General features: G+C 44.0%; 13 protein-coding genes. 6 read left to right on the top strand and 7 right to left on the bottom strand.

The annotated features are described in order from the left end of the window. The first annotated feature begins 25 nt into the window (after positions 1 to 25). The 4 genes from L0B18_RS03990 (at position 26) to L0B18_RS03975 (ending at position 6,062) form a co-directional block, all read left to right on the top strand. Positions 26 to 3,361, top strand: a complete 3,336-nt coding sequence (locus tag L0B18_RS03990; RefSeq protein ID WP_370647495.1) for a CotH kinase family protein — start codon at positions 26 to 28, stop codon at positions 3,359 to 3,361. Positions 3,362 to 3,516: 155 nt separating this feature from the next. Beyond that, positions 3,517 to 4,287: a polyphosphate polymerase domain-containing protein gene (locus L0B18_RS03985; RefSeq protein ID WP_234568071.1), complete on the top strand. Its 771-nt coding sequence runs from the start codon at positions 3,517 to 3,519 to the stop codon at positions 4,285 to 4,287. Further along, the gene (locus L0B18_RS03980) at positions 4,280 to 4,966 is read left to right on the top strand and encodes a DUF4956 domain-containing protein (protein ID WP_234568069.1); all 687 of its coding nucleotides are present in this window, start codon (positions 4,280 to 4,282) and stop codon (positions 4,964 to 4,966) included. The genes L0B18_RS03985 and L0B18_RS03980 overlap by 8 nt, the downstream gene beginning before the upstream one ends. A gap of 4 nt (positions 4,967 to 4,970) precedes the next feature. Further along, positions 4,971 to 6,062: an HlyD family secretion protein gene (locus L0B18_RS03975; protein ID WP_234568067.1), complete on the top strand. Its 1,092-nt coding sequence runs from the start codon at positions 4,971 to 4,973 to the stop codon at positions 6,060 to 6,062. A gap of 7 nt (positions 6,063 to 6,069) precedes the next feature. On the opposite strand, the gene L0B18_RS03970 is transcribed toward L0B18_RS03975, so the two are convergent. Both L0B18_RS03970 and L0B18_RS03965 read right to left on the bottom strand, forming a co-directional pair. Continuing rightward, on the bottom strand, positions 6,070 to 6,807 hold the full coding sequence (locus L0B18_RS03970) for a helical backbone metal receptor (RefSeq protein WP_234568066.1): 738 nt from the start codon (positions 6,805 to 6,807) through the stop codon (positions 6,070 to 6,072). A gap of 43 nt (positions 6,808 to 6,850) precedes the next feature. Next, entirely contained in the window at positions 6,851 to 7,303 is a 453-nt protein-coding gene (locus tag L0B18_RS03965; protein WP_234568064.1) for a nuclear transport factor 2 family protein, read from the bottom strand. Positions 7,304 to 7,483: 180 nt separating this feature from the next. Here L0B18_RS03965 and L0B18_RS03960 point away from each other — a divergent pair, with 180 nt between their 5' ends. Continuing rightward, a complete protein-coding gene (locus L0B18_RS03960) occupies positions 7,484 to 8,515 on the top strand; it encodes a TolB family protein (protein ID WP_234568062.1) in 1,032 nt (343 codons plus the stop codon). A 181-nt stretch (positions 8,516 to 8,696) separates the two neighbouring features. On the opposite strand, the gene L0B18_RS03955 is transcribed toward L0B18_RS03960, so the two are convergent. Beyond that, a complete protein-coding gene (locus tag L0B18_RS03955) occupies positions 8,697 to 8,954 on the bottom strand; it encodes an addiction module protein (RefSeq protein ID WP_234568060.1) in 258 nt (85 codons plus the stop codon). A gap of 99 nt (positions 8,955 to 9,053) precedes the next feature. Here L0B18_RS03955 and L0B18_RS03950 point away from each other — a divergent pair, with 99 nt between their 5' ends. Then, positions 9,054 to 9,260 (top strand): hypothetical protein, encoded by a 207-nt coding sequence (locus L0B18_RS03950; protein WP_234568058.1) that lies wholly within the window; start codon positions 9,054 to 9,056, stop codon positions 9,258 to 9,260. 8 nt (positions 9,261 to 9,268) lie between these two features. Here the strand turns inward: L0B18_RS03950 and queA are convergent, their stop codons facing one another. The 4 genes from queA to L0B18_RS03930 all read right to left on the bottom strand — a co-directional run bounded on the left by queA (position 9,269) and on the right by L0B18_RS03930 (position 13,671). After that, positions 9,269 to 10,270 carry a tRNA preQ1(34) S-adenosylmethionine ribosyltransferase-isomerase QueA gene (gene queA / locus L0B18_RS03945; RefSeq protein WP_234568057.1) on the bottom strand — a complete coding sequence of 334 codons (1,002 nt, stop codon included), beginning with the start codon at positions 10,268 to 10,270 and terminating at the stop codon, positions 9,269 to 9,271. Positions 10,271 to 10,321: 51 nt separating this feature from the next. Beyond that, positions 10,322 to 12,247 (bottom strand): 1-deoxy-D-xylulose-5-phosphate synthase, encoded by a 1,926-nt coding sequence (gene dxs / locus L0B18_RS03940; RefSeq protein ID WP_234568055.1) that lies wholly within the window; start codon positions 12,245 to 12,247, stop codon positions 10,322 to 10,324. 9 nt (positions 12,248 to 12,256) lie between these two features. After that, positions 12,257 to 12,472, bottom strand: coding sequence for an exodeoxyribonuclease VII small subunit (gene xseB, locus L0B18_RS03935; RefSeq protein WP_234568054.1), 216 nt, complete (start codon positions 12,470 to 12,472; stop codon positions 12,257 to 12,259). 239 nt (positions 12,473 to 12,711) lie between these two features. Beyond that, the gene (locus L0B18_RS03930; protein ID WP_234568052.1) at positions 12,712 to 13,671 is read right to left on the bottom strand and encodes a pectinesterase family protein; all 960 of its coding nucleotides are present in this window, start codon (positions 13,669 to 13,671) and stop codon (positions 12,712 to 12,714) included. Positions 13,672 to 13,680 lie beyond the last annotated feature (9 nt).

The raw sequence follows: 13,680 nt of genomic DNA, 5'->3' as shown, positions 1-13,680 counted from the left end.
ACTCTTTGCTCCGCTTGTGCTCCCTATGAAGTTCATGAACCTATTGACCCTCGCTGGTCTGAGATTTCTCTTATTTGCATTTCTTTTTGTGTACTCCCCGACAGCGGTTTTTGGACAGGACCTTTATTTAAATGAGGTTATGTCTTCAAACGATTCCATCATTTCTGATGAAGACGGAGATTTCCAGGATTGGGTTGAAATTTATAATGCAGGCAGTGATACCATTCAACTGGCCGGATTTGGACTTTCGGATGACGAGGATGAGCCTTTTAAATGGACATTCCCTGACACAATTATTCAACCCAAAAATTTTATGCTGATCTGGGCGTCCAACAAAGAGAGAAATACTGCTGGGGGAGAACTTCATACCAATTTTGCAATTTCTGCTTCCGGTGAAACGGTCATTCTCACGCATCCGGACGGAACACAAGTTGATCAGCTCAGCCCTACAGAAATCCCATCTGATGTTTCCATTGGCCGTCAGCCAGACGGAACCGGCGACTGGGTCTTTTTTGACATGCCCACTCCAGGCATCTCAAACGATACAGAAAGTACCGGTGGCCAACTTGAACCGCCACAATTGTCTCATACACCGGGATTTTATACATCGCCGTTTGAATTGGAAATTTCACATCCCCAGGAAAATGTAACGATTTATTACACGCTGGACGGCTCCACTCCTGATGAAAACTCCGCCATATATTCCGGCCCCATTTCTATTATAAACCGCAGTAATGAGGCCAATAATATTTCAACCATTCGAACCAATCATGTCAGCGGATGGCTTCAGTCACAGGACCCCGCAGGGAATATCCTGAAGGGAACTGTATTGCGAATCAAAGCCGTAAAAGATGGATATCTTCCTGTTTTTTCAGGATCCACTTATTTTGTTTTTGATGATGGATCGGCCACACACAATCTCCCGGTGATTTCTCTGGCAACTGATAACCGGAACCTGTTTAGCGATGAAACCGGGATTTACGTTCCCGGCAATCGCTATGCAGACGGACGAGACGATACCGGCAATTACTACATGCACGGCGATGCCTGGGAGCGCGAAGCTTCCATGGAATTTTTTGAGCCAGATGGCCATCGTGGATTTTCCCAAAATGTAGGTCTGCGAATTCATGGAGGCTGGACGCGACGGTTACCGCAAAAAAGCCTTCGCGTGTACGCAAGAAGCGAATACGGAGAGAGCCGAATCAACTATCCTGTTTTTCCTGACCAGGATTATGAAACGTACGACCGCCTGATTCTCCGAAACTCCGGTAATGATTTTGGAATTACAATGATCCGGGATGCTGCAGCTCATCTTACAGTAAAGCATTTCAATATGGATACACAAGCTTACCGGCCGGCTGCTGTGTACATTAACGGGGAATACTGGGGCATTCATAACATTCGCGAACGGTTTGACGCCCACTACCTGGAGCGAGTGTACGGTATCGATCCCGATAATATCGACTACCTTTCCGGAAGGTGGACCGAAGAAGAGGGCAGCAATCAGGAGTATGCAGCACTTCTGCATTTTGTCGAAAATAAAGACCTGTCGCTCTCTCAAAACATGGGGCATGTTCGAAGAAAAATAGACCTTGATAACTTCATGGATTATTACACGGCAGAGGTTTATTTCGCGAATGTGGATTGGCCCCAAAATAATATGGAGTTCTGGAGATTGAGAGTTCCGTTTAAAGAAGACGCCCCACCCGGACATGACGGTCGCTGGCGGTGGATGTTTTACGATCTCGATCAGTCGTTTGCTTATGATGTGGGAACTGACGGAGCTATTCCCAAAGCATCGTTCGATATGATTGAATGGATACTGGCAGAAAAGAATCCCGAGAACAATCAAACATGGCCGGGCATGATTTTCAGAAGACTGGCCCAAAATCCAAACTTCAAAGACAATTTCATTAACCGGATTGCCGATCATCTCAATACATCTTTTCAAGCCGAAAGGATGACAGCTATCGTAGATAGTATAAAAACATTGATTGAGCCGGAGATGGAAAATCACATGGAACGGTGGATTTATCCGAAGGGTTACAATGCGTGGACAAAGAATCTGGATGAGCTGTACACGTTTATCCAACAGCGTCCAGAATATTTGCGCGAACATATCATGAATCATTTTGGGATTGACTCAACAAGTACGATTACGGTTGATTCCAGTCACCCATACCAAACGGATGTTCACGTCAACTCCCTGCACATTTCACCGGATACTCCTGGAATTTTACCCGATCCTTTTCCCTGGACAGGCACCTATTTTTCAGGCGTACCTGTTCTTTTAAATGTAGAAACAGGCCAGGAATTGGTTTTTAAATATTGGCAGGTAAACCATACAAAAGTTTATACTCCCAACATTGAAGTTCTGCCCGACACGGTTGATACAGCCACTGCCGTTTTTTCGGAAAGAGATTTTACCGAAATCACCCCGCATATTCTTGCTGATGGGGAATACCGGTTTTCTGAATGGAGTGATCAGGAACCAGCCGGTACTTATCCGAATTCGATGGCATTTGTTTATATGGATGAAGCCGATCCCGGTTTAGGAGCTTCCGTTGACGGATTTACTTTTGGTGAATACGATCTTGATTCGCGAACCCGCATCAATGGATTCGGCGAAGATGGATTTTCGTTCATCAACACAGGTAATGAAGATGGAAACCCGGGATATCCCGGTACACGGCTTGGCGGCGCTATTTTGGTTCTGAATACCGAAGGCCAGGATTCGGTGAATGTTGAGTGGTCCGCCGGAACGATGGAACCCAATTCAAGAATTTACAATCTACGTCTTCAGTACCGAACGGATCCGGATGAAGCCTTTCGGGATGTTCTGGATGATGCCGGAGATCCCGTTGAATATTCACGCAACGAAGTAGCGGGCCATTCTGAAGCCGTCAATCCCGTATTTCTTCCTCCTGATGCCGAAAAACAACCCCGGGTAGAACTCCTCTGGAGATACTATTATATCGGCCAGCGTGTGGATGAAGAGAGCGGTCAGCGATCGATGCTGAATATCTCAGAGATCCGGGTTACCTCTCAACTATTTACTGAAGAACCAGATCCCGAACCCGAGCCAGACCCTGTGCCGGAGAAGTTTTATCTGTATCAAAACTACCCGAATCCATTTTATCCGGAAACGAGAATCAGGTATGATTTGCCGCAGAATCAGCACGTTCAAATTGATCTTTTCTCCATTGATGGCCGTCATATAGCCAAACTGGAAGACCGCCCGGCCGAAGCGGGTTACCATTACATTGATATAGATCTTGGTTCGCTGGCCAGTGGAATTTATTTGTACAGGCTGGTTACGGATGATTTTTCTGATGTAAAAAAAATGAGTGTGGTGAAATGAAAAGTTCACTTCGAAGAGGGCTTTATAAACTCATTTCAAATCAGTATTCTTCATAGAAGTATCTTTTTGTTGAAGAGAGTATCGATAGTTCGTACGAGATTTTAGTGGCTTGGCATTTCCGCCACATTCTACCGGTATTCAGTTAGAAAACCGTTATGGACCAAACATTTCAAAGACAACGCTTTGAATTAAAGTACCGCATCAACGAGGTGAAGGCACAGGAAATTCGTTTCTTTGTGGAAAATTACCTTGAATGTGATCCATATGGGGCCAGTCAGCCAAACCGGTCGTATGCAATTTACAGTTTGTATCTCGACTCCCCCGGATTGAACACCTATCACAGAACAGTAAATGGCGACCGCAACCGTTTCAAACTTCGCCTCAGATATTACAACAGTGATGAATCTCCGGTTTTCTTTGAGATCAAACAGCGAAATAATCGAGTCATCCGCAAAAAACGCGCACAGGTTTACAGAACTGCCGTTCAGGATTTGTTGAATGGCCACGTTCCGACGAAAAGTCACCTGGTTGTAAAATCCTCGACTCAAATGGATGCACTTGAGCACTTTTGCATGTTGTCCGGAGAACTGCGGGCGACTCCCAAAATGCTGATAAGCTACTTTCGGGAAGCATACGAATCAGAAGATACAAATGATGTACGCTTAACGATGGATCGAAATATCCGTGCCTGCCGGGTTCACCAAAACAGAATTCCTGCATATTTAGATAACGAATTTTCCGTATTCGGAAATATGGTGATCCTGGAACTTAAGTTTACAAACCGATTTCCTGACTGGCTTCGCGAGCTAACGCAGAGGTTTCATCTGCGTCATGAATCGGCCTCAAAATATGTAGACAGTATTGAGCGTCTGCGGTTCAATAACATCGAAAACGGCATAAATTTTACACCTGTTTATCATGAGTGAATGGTTTCAATTTGGTGATACGGCACCCATCCCCACGGATTTGCCAACCCTGCTTTTAGGATTACTGCTCTCGTTTATGTGCGGGCAGATCCTCGCCTGGATTTACATGTACACCCATACCGGACTTTCTTATTCACGGAATTTTGTGAGCTCGCTTATCATCATTCCCATTACAGTAGCACTTGTCATGATGGTTCTGGACAACAATCTGATTACAGCCTTTAGTCTTCTCGCTGTTTTTGCGATCGTTCGTTTCAGAAATATTTTACGCGATACGCTTGATACGGCTTATATCCTTTCATTAATCGTGATTGGTATGGCCTGCGGCACTCAAAAATTTTCGACAGCTATTGTGGGCACGGCGGTTGCATCCCTGGCGTTGATTTTCATCTGGTTTACGAATTTTGGCTCGCGACAGAGATACGATTTAATTCTGAATCTCCAGTGGTCAGAGCCGCTTTCCCGCCTTAATTATCTTCAGCAATTCTTGAAACGCCATTCGTTAAAAACACGATTAGCATCCCAGCGGTCAGATGAAGAAATGGACAGAACACATCTCTCCTACCGCCTGTTGCTTCGCGATCCTGACAGAGTAGATTTGCTTCTGTCTGAAATCAAACAAATTGACGGCGTTTCGGATGTAAGCAGCATGCGTGCCGAAGACGAATCGGAGGTATAAAGCAATGGCAGAAAACACGTTTGAACCGATTCCAATTCCGAGAAAACAGCGCCTTCGTGAGTTCCGTGTTCGGGTACTACCAATTATTGTTTTTCTGTGCGTGGGAGTAGCCGTCATTTATCTTTGGCGGGATACCACAAGCCACCCCACACTCATCGGGCAAGTGGTTGGGGATCGCGCCGCCATTTCCAGCCCGGTCGATGGAACGCTGATCAATTTTTATTACGATGAGTTTAATGAGGTTCAGCAGGGTCAGCTCCTTGGGCAGGTATTTCCCCGGGACAGTGTTTTTCTCCGGGCACAGTTGAATTTGATTCAGTCTGAAATCGATCGAATCAAACAAACCCGTGAACCTGTGCTGGAAGAACAACGAGTACGGCTGAATCTTGAGGAGTTGAAAATCAACCAGATGGAAACACGAATTTCGTTGGCCCAGGCACAGCTTCTAAGGCAACAGGCCGAAGCGGAATATGAACGATTTGAAGACTTGTGGAATCGCGACCTGATTTCCAGGCAACGCTTTGATTCGGTCGAAACCAAACTCCAATTGTTTGAGGTTCAGGTTGATGAGTACCAAAATATGCTGGATTATTATTCCGACCGCATCGTTGAAATTGAAGAGTATACTTCCTATGCAGACCGAAGAGATAGAAATCCTGTTTTGGCAGCCATCAAAGTTCAGGAACAACAGATGGAGGCCATTCTTGCAGAGTTTGGTCCCACGCCATTTTATGCACCCATCAGCGGCGTAATCAGTTCTGTTCAAAACCGTACTGGAGAGTTTGTTTCACGCGGCGATTCTATCTTGGTAGTTGAATCACGTGTACCAAAGCATATCGTTGGATACGTCCGGCAGCCATTTGCGCAAACTCCTGAAGTCGGTATGAACGTTCAGGTGCGAACCCGAAAAGCAGACCGAACATTCTTTGAATCCACAATCGAGGAAGTCGGTGGACACATTCGTCTTTTGCAGCGGAACATCCAGAGACCCGGCGCCATTTTTGAGAGCGGTTTGCCCATAAAAATCGCCATGGCCGATTCGATTGATGTTCAACTCATGCCCGGCGAACTTGTGGATATTGTTTTAAGACCATAGAAATTCTCTATGCAATTGCCCGGCGCAACACGTTTAACTGCTCAAAAGCCTTTACCATTCCGGAACCATACCAGCTAAACCATTCGCCATTCACAAGAATTATACTTGTTCCTTTGCAAACATCACTCACTTCTTTGATGTGTTTTTCTTTAAAGGGATAAGGTTCACTGCTCAACAAAATGACGTCCGGTTTTTTGTAGGAAATTTCTTCCAGCGAAATATTTGGATAGCGGGTCTTATCCGCATAAACATTCCTGAGATTCCAATGATCCATAACAGAGTGAATGTAAGTATCTCCACCTACACTCATCCAGGGATCGCGCCAGATCATATATGCGGCGGTCATCGGTTTTTCATCGGGAACTCCTTCCATTCTCTCCTGAATTGTGTGAATCAGTTTTTTGGATTTCTCTTCCACACCGCATTTCCAACCAATATCATGAATGGTGAACAGCGCTTCGTTTATGTTCGACACTTCAGAGACATACACATCAAAATCGCGCTTTAGTTCTTCAATGTCTTCCCGTCGGTTTTCTTCTTTATTGGCGATGATGAGATCCGGTTCAATCTCCCGGATTTTATCCAACCTCGGATTTTTCGTTCCGCCAACAACCGGAACCTCTGCCACCTGATCTTTGGGATGAATACAAAACCGTGTCCTGCCGGAAACTTGCTCGCCAATCCCCAAATCAAACAGAAGTTCTGTCAGTGAAGGAACGAGACTTACGATTGAGTTTGGTGGCATATTGAGTTTGTTTTTTCTGCCCTCTTGATAGAGGAGTTCATTGTCAATCTTCCGGAATTCGCGTGGCCTGCCAGGCAACAGCTTTCCAGTGGCCATCGCGTTTTTGAAAAGTACCGGTGTTGTAGAATTCCATTCGTTCCGGCTCTCCCGGCAAATCTGAAATGGCAACCAGTTTAAACGCAACAACGGCTATGTCATCAAATAAACGAATCTGCGTTTCTTCGGCATGATATTTTGGCGTATCGGAATGGATTGAATCGTCGCTACTCCTGAGGCCGTCCATGATCTCCTTTTTGGCAACCCGCTCTCCATTTGAACTTGTGTAAATCAAGTCCTCTGCCCAAAACCGGTTGTGGATTTCTGCATCATTTGAAGAGGCGCCATCCAGGAATTCAGTCAGTAGGTTTTCCAGGGTCTCTTTCTCATTCGCTTCTTGCGCAAAAGCGGCCGGAATCAGAAAAAATAGGATTAGTACGAACGTTATTATTCTCTTCATACGCTGAACATTTCATTGTTAAGAGTCGATTTTTAATCTAACAAATTGATATCAGAACCTCTGCAAAAGCTTTGATTAAAAGCAGAATTTTTTCCGATTTTCACAAAATAATTGACTCCATACTTCCGTCTTATTACAATAGTACTGGTATTCTTTTCTTTCAATTGATGGGGTGAACCTATGAACACTCACATTTCTTCTCGCTTTTTGAAGGTATCAATGGCCTTTCTTTTTTCACTTTTGATACCGTTGAGCCTCTGTGCTCAGACATATACACCCAAAAGCCTTCATAACGGGCCTTCCTGGGCGCCAAACGGAATGGTGATTGCTTACTCTGCGGCTCATTCAGGCGATTATAATGTTTACACTATTGATATCTGGAGCATGGAACAGCAACAAATTACCAATCATCCGGCCAATGATATTTATCCCGAATGGGCTCCGAATGGCGAATGGCTGGCGTTTTATTCCGACCGCCCAAGCGAAATTCCGCCCTTCGCTCCCGATACCGTCATTTATAATGTAAAAGGCCTTTACGAAACTTATGCCCGCGATGGATACCGCCCATCATGGTCGCCTAAAGGCGATATAATTGTTGCTCATTTCAAGAGCGAAGAGGGCGATTACGAAATCTATACGATGAACCGCCAGGGAAAAGACCGGGTGCCCATTACGAATAATCTCGCAACGGATGTTCATCCAAGATTCTCTTCCGATGGGGAAAAAATCGTGTTCATTTCCGACCGGGATTATCGCCCAGAAATTTATGTCATGAATAAAGACGGTTCCGACCAAACCCGTCTTACCAATTCCGACTCGTATGATATTGATGCGGTATGGTCACCCGATGGAAAGCAAATTGCTTTTATCTCCAACCGACTCGGTTCGTTTGATATTTTTGTGATGAATGCTGACGGCTCAAATATGAAACTTTTAACGAAGAATTCTCCATCCATTGATATTGCCCCGGTTTGGTCGCCGAAAGGAGATAAAATTCTCTTCTCTTCAAACCGGTCTGGTTATTTTGATCTTTATGTGATGGATATGAAGAGTGAAGAAATCACCCAGCTAACGAATTCCAGTTATCATGAGTTTTATGGCTCATGGTCTCCCAACGGAAGTCGGATTGCCTATCTTTCTACCGAACACGGTGAGCCTCATCTCTTTTTGATGAATGCCGATGGCCGGCGTAAAAGGCAGTTGACGAAATGATAGAATTACGCGCGATCTCTCCAATAATCTGGTTCTCTGCGCAAGTGCATTACAGCTACTATAAAAATTTGTTCTTCTTTCGAATCAAAATGATATAAAACACCAAAAGGAAACCGAGACAACAGAATTCTTCGAATATTTTTACTTACTCTCGTCCAAGATTCAGAGTGGAAGCTATAGTTCATTTTGAAAATCGGCGTTGAATTCTATCAAAAACCCGATCCCCCTCGATTGCCTTTACTTTACCAGACTTTATTTCTTTCAGTCTCTCTTCGGCTATGTCAATCCATCTTTTTTCAATATTTGCATCAACTGGATTTAATGATTCCAGAACAGATTCCGCAACCATTGCTCTTTCTTCAACAGGGAGCGATTCGATTTCCTTGATCAGCTTTTTTGTGGATGATTCACTCATGAGATCAATACTAATAAAGTTCATGCTCTTTTAGAATAACGAGCTTCTACTGCTATTATTCAACTTCTATAAATTTACTGTTTAATTCTTGTATCTTTAGCCACATCAAAAAAGAATTTATACATGTCTAAAGAAGTAGAATCATATAAACTTGGTGATATTCAGGTTGTTATCACAGAGACGGAAGAACCCAATAAACTAAGTGTGGACTGTAACGACGGAAATTATCATTCCGAATTTACGGTCAGCCGTTATGAATTTCAGAATTACAAGCGGCATATGAATCAAAAGATCACAAAAGCGTACAAGCAGCAGTATGAAGGGGAGTGAATTCCATTTCACAAAATCAACATTGCATCCCCAAAAGAGTAAAATCGATATTTTTCCTCAACTGCATGCTGATAAATTTGCCTCGATTCTTCCAGGCTTGTAAAGGCTGAAACCAACATCAGAAGTGTACTTTTTGGCAAGTGAAAGTTGGTGATGAGATGGTCAACTGATTTGAACTTGTACCCCGGAGTAATAAAAATATCTGTATCTCCTGAACAGGCTCTGAATTTTCCCTCCTCCTTCGGGGCCGATTCCAAAACCCGGACACTTGTTGTTCCAACTGCCGTTATACTTTTGGCTTGATTGAGTTCCGTTGCCTGCTTTTTTGTAATCCGAAACCACTCACTATGCATGATGTGATCTTCAATTTTTTCGGCTTTAACCGGAGCGAATGTTCCCAAACCCACGTGCAGGGTTACTTCTTTCTTTTCAATCCCCTGATTTTTCAGTTTCTCCAACAGTTCCGGCGTGAAATGTAGGCCGGCCGTTGGCGCCGCTTTACTTCCCTGGTCTTTGGCATACACGGTTTGATAGCGATCGGCCAAGGATTCGTCCCGTTCTATGTACGGCGGGAAGGGCGTGTGTTTGAATGGACCGAAAGCAGGATCATCCAAAGAATGAGAAAGCCGGATAATTCTTAGTCCATCTTCGGTGATCTCTTTCGTTTCGGCTGAGAGTTGATCCGTAAGTGCTATTTTCTTGCCGGTCTTGAACTTTTTTCCCGGACGAACCATTGCTTCAACGGTTTTGCCATCAATGGCTTTGGTGACAAAAATCTCAACTTTACCCTCATTGAACAATAAACGGCATTTCTCAACTTTGCTGTTATTTACTACTAAAGAGGTTGCTTCGGGAAGGTAATTGCCGATGTTGTAAAAAAAATCGTCCGTAATTTTTTGGGTGGATCGATTGTAGATCAACAGCCGGGAGTGATCGCGGGGAGTGGCTGGTTTTTGGGCAATCAGTTCTTCGGGGAGGTCGTAATCAAAGTCGTCGAGAGTTAAAGACAAGGAAGAATAGTTTTATATAATATCTGAATTCTTGTATCCTTTCAATGGGGTTTAGTCCACCAAAACGCCGTACGCCTTTTTCACCTCTTCCATAATTCCGTCCGGGCCAATTCCTACTTCATCATGAAGTTCCCGTTGAGTTCCGTGCTCAACAATTCTATCCGGAACACCCATGATTTTGACCGGAATTCCGGCGCCTTTTTCAACCACATATTCGGCAACGGCTGAGCCAAATCCACCAAGAATAGTTCCATCTTCAATCGTAATAATCTTCTCATAATTGGCAAGAACATGATCGATCAATTCCGTGTCCAGCGGCTTGGCAAATCGCATATCGAAATGCCCTGGGTTGATTTCTTCTTTTTCAAGTTCGGTTCGGGCTTCAAGCACATAGTTTCCAATAGGGCCAAAACTCAGAATCGCTACTTTCTCACCCTCAGAAATAATTCGGCCTTTTCCTAACTCGACATCATGAAACTCTTTTCGCACATCCATTCCGGTTGATCTGCCCCGTGGATATCGAATGGCCCAGGCTGCTTCGTTGTATTCTGATGCAGTGTAAAGCATATCGCGAAGTTCCTGTTCATTCATCGGCGAAGAAACCACCATATTTGGAAGAGCCCGCAAATAGGAAATATCATACAATCCGTGATGTGTGGGGCCATCGGCGCCGACAAGACCGGCGCGGTCAATACAAAAAACAACAGGCAACTTCTGAATAGCCACATCATGAACCACCTGATCATACCCACGTTGCAAAAACGTAGAGTAAAGAGCAGCAAATGCTTTCTTTCCTTCTGCCGCCAGTCCGGCTGCAAAAGTAACGGCGTGCTGTTCGGCAATGCTTACATCAAATGCACGGTCCGGGAATCTGTTCATCATTGGCCAAAGGCTTGAACCGCTGGGCATAGCCGGGGTAATGGCCACGATATCTTCATTCTCTTCGGCCAGTTCAACCAGAGCCTGCCCGAAAACATCCTGGTATTTTGGCGGTTGTTCTTTTGTCTTTTTCGGGGCTGAAAGTGGCTGGCCGGTAATTTTGTCAAATGGACTACTTTGAGCGTGCCATTTGGTTTGCTCCCGTTCAGCCGGTGCAAATCCCTTGCCTTTTACCGTTACGATGTGGAGCAATTTTGGACCGGATACCGTTTTCAGATCTTCAAGGTGACGACGAAGGCCATCTACATTGTGTCCATCAATCGGGCCATAATATTTAAAACCTAATGCCTGGAAAAGTGCGCCGGGAGTGATCGCTGCAGTCATGGCACGTTCCAGTTTTGAAGCCACTTTGCGCATTTTGTCACCGGCCGATTTAAAATGACCGAGCAGATCATAAATCTCATCCCGCATTTTATTGAATGTCTTACTCGTGGTAATCTCGGCAAGATATTCTTTGAGGGCACCTACATTGGGATCAATCGACATGTTGTTGTCATTCAAAATCACCAGCATGTCGGATTTGAGAGCACCGGCATTATTCAGCGCTTCAAAAGCCATTCCGCCGGTCATAGCTCCATCGCCAATCACAGAAACCACTTTATTTTTTCCTTTATTTAAATCCCGCGCAATCGCCATTCCCAATCCGGCTGAAATGGATGTACTGGAATGGCCAACACCAAAAGTATCATACTCGCTTTCGGTTCGTTTCGGAAATCCTGAAAGCCCCTGGTATCTCCGGTTGGTATGGAACTCCTCACGCCGACCCGTTAAAATTTTATGCCCGTATGCCTGGTGACCAACATCCCAAACAATCTTATCTTCGGGTGTATTGTACACATAATGGAGAGCAACGGTCAATTCAACCACGCCAAGGCTTGCACCAAAGTGCCCGCCGTGGACAGAAACCATATCAATGATAAACTGCCGGAGTTCATCACAGACTTCCTGCAGTTGTTCGGGCTTTAATTGCTTAAGGTCGTCTGGAGTGTGAATATCTTTCAGCAGCGATCCCGGTTCAGGTTTGTAAAGTTCATCCATAATCGTTGATTAAGTCTCTTTGTCTGTATTCTTGGATTGATCAATCTGTTCTATTTTGAGTGCAGCATTTTCAAGTGTTTCTGAACAAATTTTTGAAAGCCGGAGACCTTCTTCATAGAGTTCAACAGATTTTTCAAGAGTAATTTCCTGGCTGCTCAGTTTTTCAACTATTGCTTCCAACTTCACTAAAGCTTCTTCGAAACTCGGGCGTTCCTTTTCTGACATATTTATTCTGATTGATGTGGTGCAACGAAAATAAGCCTCTTATCGAATAGCATCAAACCAAAAGAGTATATAGAAAATACGAAGAAATGTTCTCTGTGGATATTTGTTTTTTGCCCGACAGATAAAAGATTAGATATTCCTTCCTATAGGGCTGGTTTTCGACTATATCTGCGTCTTCAAAACCAAAACTTGATGATGATTCCCTCCTGATAAAAGTCACCTATATATTTGCCTGTCAACTACTTGTCGGCTACTTTCCAATCACCAAAAATTTTATTCAATGTATACGTTTCAGCTTGATCTTTAGTGAGAATATGAGACCAATCCACACGGGATTCGGCCTTAAAACCGGAACCTGAATTCCCATACTCTCCATAATAAACGGTGGTTTCTGCTTCCGGTTTTCCCCAATTGTGCCAACCTTTGGGGATAATATGATCGCCCATCTTGCTATTTAAAAACACCGTTCGTGCAAAATTTCTCCAGGGACGCCCCAAATACACTTTTGTAACACCTTCCGCAGCGGTTAACCGACAATTTTTAAAAACCAGTCCGTGTTTACTGCTTTCCGGAGTTGAAGCGGCTGTGATGTATGAATTGCCTTTTGAATGGAGAGTACAATTTTCAAAAACGGCAGTGGCTTCCCCAAAAATAAAATCTGTGGTACCTTCGATATAGCAATCTTTAAAATATTGGCGAGCTCCATCTCCGGAGACAAAAACCGTATCCTGATTTCCTAAAATTCGGCAATTATTAAATGAAACGCGGTCAGCCTCTACATGAAGAGCTACGGCCTGGCCAACTTTTCCCGCTGTATTTTCGATTGTAAGATTTTCGGCATGAAAGTCATTTGCTTCAACCAGTACTGTGTACGTAAAAAATGTGCTGTTTCGTCCGCGGTCAATTTTATCAAAATAATCGTCATACGTAATGATTGTTTTCTCTTTACTTTCGCCAATCAACGACAGGTTGGTATTCCAGGAATGTACCTTCACTTTCTCTTTGTAGATTCCATCTTTGATGTAAATCGTGATTCGTTCGGATGGAAATGACTTCGTATCATCAATTGCCGCCTGAATGGTTTTGTAATCGCCACTTCCATCTTTCGCAACCACCATTTCCGTTTTGTATTGAGCCAGAGCATTTGCTGTTATCAACCCAAATAGCAATAAAAAAAGAGCCGTTCTTTTATACATCATACTTGTTTA

Origin of the sequence: Rhodohalobacter sp. 614A (assembly GCF_021462415.1) — a bacterium.
GTDB lineage: Bacteria > Bacteroidota > Rhodothermia > Balneolales > Balneolaceae > Rhodohalobacter.
The sequence above is the reverse complement of the archived record's forward strand: the minus strand, read 5'-3'. Positions and strand labels throughout refer to the sequence as shown.

What these genes read in the sequence shown, in the direction of transcription:
- L0B18_RS03930 (WP_234568052.1), bottom strand. Translation starts at nt 13,671, where the DNA reads ATGATGTATAAAAGAACGGCTCTTTTTTTATTGCTATTTGGGTTGATA.
- L0B18_RS03980 (WP_234568069.1), top strand. Translation starts at nt 4,280, where the DNA reads ATGAGTGAATGGTTTCAATTTGGTGATACGGCACCCATCCCCACGGAT.
- L0B18_RS03965 (WP_234568064.1), bottom strand. Translation starts at nt 7,303, where the DNA reads ATGAAGAGAATAATAACGTTCGTACTAATCCTATTTTTTCTGATTCCG.
- L0B18_RS03970 (WP_234568066.1), bottom strand. Translation starts at nt 6,807, where the DNA reads ATGCCACCAAACTCAATCGTAAGTCTCGTTCCTTCACTGACAGAACTT.
- xseB (WP_234568054.1), bottom strand. Translation starts at nt 12,472, where the DNA reads ATGTCAGAAAAGGAACGCCCGAGTTTCGAAGAAGCTTTAGTGAAGTTG.
- L0B18_RS03990 (WP_370647495.1), top strand. Translation starts at nt 26, where the DNA reads ATGAAGTTCATGAACCTATTGACCCTCGCTGGTCTGAGATTTCTCTTA.
- L0B18_RS03975 (WP_234568067.1), top strand. Translation starts at nt 4,971, where the DNA reads ATGGCAGAAAACACGTTTGAACCGATTCCAATTCCGAGAAAACAGCGC.
- dxs (WP_234568055.1), bottom strand. Translation starts at nt 12,247, where the DNA reads ATGGATGAACTTTACAAACCTGAACCGGGATCGCTGCTGAAAGATATT.
- L0B18_RS03950 (WP_234568058.1), top strand. Translation starts at nt 9,054, where the DNA reads ATGTCTAAAGAAGTAGAATCATATAAACTTGGTGATATTCAGGTTGTT.
- L0B18_RS03985 (WP_234568071.1), top strand. Translation starts at nt 3,517, where the DNA reads ATGGACCAAACATTTCAAAGACAACGCTTTGAATTAAAGTACCGCATC.
- L0B18_RS03955 (WP_234568060.1), bottom strand. Translation starts at nt 8,954, where the DNA reads ATGAACTTTATTAGTATTGATCTCATGAGTGAATCATCCACAAAAAAG.
- L0B18_RS03960 (WP_234568062.1), top strand. Translation starts at nt 7,484, where the DNA reads ATGAACACTCACATTTCTTCTCGCTTTTTGAAGGTATCAATGGCCTTT.